The organism is Streptomyces sp. NPDC026377, assembly GCF_055567715.1.
The window spans coordinates 1-2,681 of record NZ_JBVHPV010000045.1; the positions used below are offsets into that span (position 1 = coordinate 1).

The following is a 2,681-nucleotide window of genomic DNA, read 5'->3' on the forward strand; positions in this document are numbered from 1 at the left end:
GCGCCTGGATCGGGTGGTCATTCGTTTTGCGGGTGATTCGGGTGATGGGATGCAGCTCACGGGTGACCGGTTCACGTCGGAGACTGCTTCGTTCGGTAATGATCTGTCGACGCTGCCGAACTTTCCCGCCGAGATCCGTGCTCCCGCGGGCACTCTGCCGGGTGTGTCGAGTTTCCAGCTCCACTTCGCCGACCACGACATCCTGACCCCCGGGGATGCCCCCAATGTCCTGGTCGCGATGAATCCCGCCGCGTTGAAGGCGAACCTCGCGGACGTGCCGCGCGGGGCGGACATCATCGTCAACACCGATGAGTTCACCAAACGGCCCATGGCCAAGGTCGGCTATGCCACCTCGCCCCTTGAGGACGGGACCCTGGAGGCCTACCACGTCCACCCCGTCCCGCTGACGACGCTGACGGTGGAGGCGCTCAAGGAGTTCGGCCTGCCGCGCAAGGAGGCCGAGCGGTCGAAGAACATGTTCGCGCTGGGGCTGCTGAGCTGGATGTATCACCGCCCCACCGAGGCGACCGAGGCGTTTTTGCGCCGGAAGTTCGCGAAGAAACCCCAGATCGCCGAGGCCAACGTCGCGGCTTTCCGGGCGGGCTGGAACTTCGGGGAGACCACCGAGGACTTCGCCGTCTCCTACGAAGTCGCCCCCGCCACCCGCGCCTTTCCCCCCGGCACCTACCGCAACATCTCCGGCAACCTCGCCCTGTCCTACGGACTGATCGCCGCCGCCCGCCAGGCCGACCTCCCCCTCTACCTCGGCTCCTACCCCATCACCCCCGCCTCCGACATCCTCCACGAACTGGCGAAACACAAAAACTTCGGTGTGCGGACCTTCCAGGCCGAGGACGAGATCGCCGCGATCGGCGCCGCCCTGGGCGCCGCCTTCGGCGGGTCACTGGCGGTGACCACCACCTCCGGGCCCGGCGTCGCTTTGAAGTCCGAAACCATCGGCCTGGCGGTGTCCCTGGAACTGCCGCTGCTGATCGTGGACATCCAGCGCGGCGGCCCCTCCACCGGCCTGCCCACCAAAACCGAACAGGCCGACCTGTTGCAGGCCATGTTCGGCCGCAACGGCGAAGCCCCCGTCCCGGTCGTGGCACCGAAGACCCCGGCGGACTGCTTCGACGCCGCCCTGGACGCCGCCCGCATCGCCCTGGCCTACCGCACCCCCGTCTTCCTGCTCTCCGACGGCTACCTCGCCAACGGCTCCGAACCCTGGCGCATCCCCGACCCCGGCGAACTGCCCGACCTGCGCGTGCAGTTCGCCACCCAGCCCAACCACCAGCTCGCGGATGGCACCGAGGTGTTCTGGCCCTACAAACGCGACCCCCACACCCTGGCCCGCCCCTGGGCCGTGCCCGGCACCCCCGGCCTGGAACACCGCATCGGCGGCATCGAGAAACAGGACGGCAGCGGCAACATCTCCTACGACCCCGCCAACCACGACCTCATGGTCCGCACCCGCCAGGCCAAAACCGACGGCATCCACGTCCCCGACCTCACCGTCGACGACCCCCACGGGGCCCGCACCCTCGTGATCGGCTGGGGCTCCACCTACGGCCCCATCACCGCAGCCGTCCGCCGCCTGCGCACCGACGGCCTGCCCATCGCCCAGGCCCACCTGCGCCACCTCAACCCCTTCCCGAAGAACCTGGGCGAGGTACTCAAGCACTACGACAACGTCGTCGTCCCCGAAATGAACCTCGGCCAGCTCGCCACCCTCATCCGCGCGAAATACCTCACCGACGCCCAGTCCTACACCCAGGTCAACGGCATGCCCTTCAAAGCCGAGCAGCTCGCCACGGCCCTCAAGGAGACCCTCCATGTCTGAGACGACGGCACAGACCCTGCTCTCACTCGTGCCCAAAGCCGAGGGCCGGCAGTCGATGAAGGACTTCAAGTCCGACCAGGAAGTGCGCTGGTGCCCCGGCTGCGGCGACTACGCCGTCCTCGCCGCCGTCCAGGGCTTCATGCCCGAACTCGGCCTCGCCAAAGAGAACATCGTCTTCGTCTCCGGCATCGGCTGCTCCAGCCGCTTCCCCTACTACATGAACACCTACGGGATGCACTCCATCCACGGACGCGCCCCCGCCATCGCCACCGGCCTCGCCACCAGCCGCCGCGACCTCTCCGTCTGGGTCGTCACCGGCGACGGCGACGCCCTCTCCATCGGCGGCAACCACCTCATCCACGCCCTGCGCCGCAACATCAACCTCAAAATCCTCCTCTTCAACAACCGCATCTACGGCCTCACCAAAGGCCAGTACTCCCCCACCTCAGAAACCGGCAAAATCACCAAATCCACCCCCATGGGCTCCCTCGAAGCCCCCTTCAACCCCGTCTCCCTCGCCCTGGGAGCCGAAGCCACCTTCGTCGCCCGCACCATCGACTCCGACCGCCAGCACCTCACCCACACCCTGCGCCAGGCCGCCCACCACCCCGGCACCGCCCTCATCGAGATCTACCAGAACTGCAACATCTTCAACGACGACGCCTTCCAAGCCCTCAAAGACAACGACCAGGCCCAGGAAACCCTCATCCGCCTCGAACACGGCCAGCCCATCCGCTTCGGCACCAACCACCACAAAGGCATCACCCGCAACCCCACCACCGGCGACCTCGAAGTCACCGAAATCACCCCCCACAACGAACACCACGTCCTCATCCACGAC

2 protein-coding genes are annotated in these 2,681 nt (G+C 67.2%); both read left to right on the forward strand.

Annotated elements, in window-relative coordinates; genetic code table 11:
* Positions 1–1,840: 2-oxoacid:acceptor oxidoreductase subunit alpha (locus tag ACZ4MU_RS35160; RefSeq protein ID WP_467883689.1), on the forward strand; the 1,840-nt coding region annotated here is incomplete at its 5' end.
* Positions 1,833–2,681 (forward strand): 2-oxoacid:ferredoxin oxidoreductase subunit beta (locus tag ACZ4MU_RS35165; RefSeq protein WP_467883691.1); only part of this gene is annotated, 849 nt, incomplete at its 3' end. The genes ACZ4MU_RS35160 and ACZ4MU_RS35165, both read left to right, overlap by 8 nt.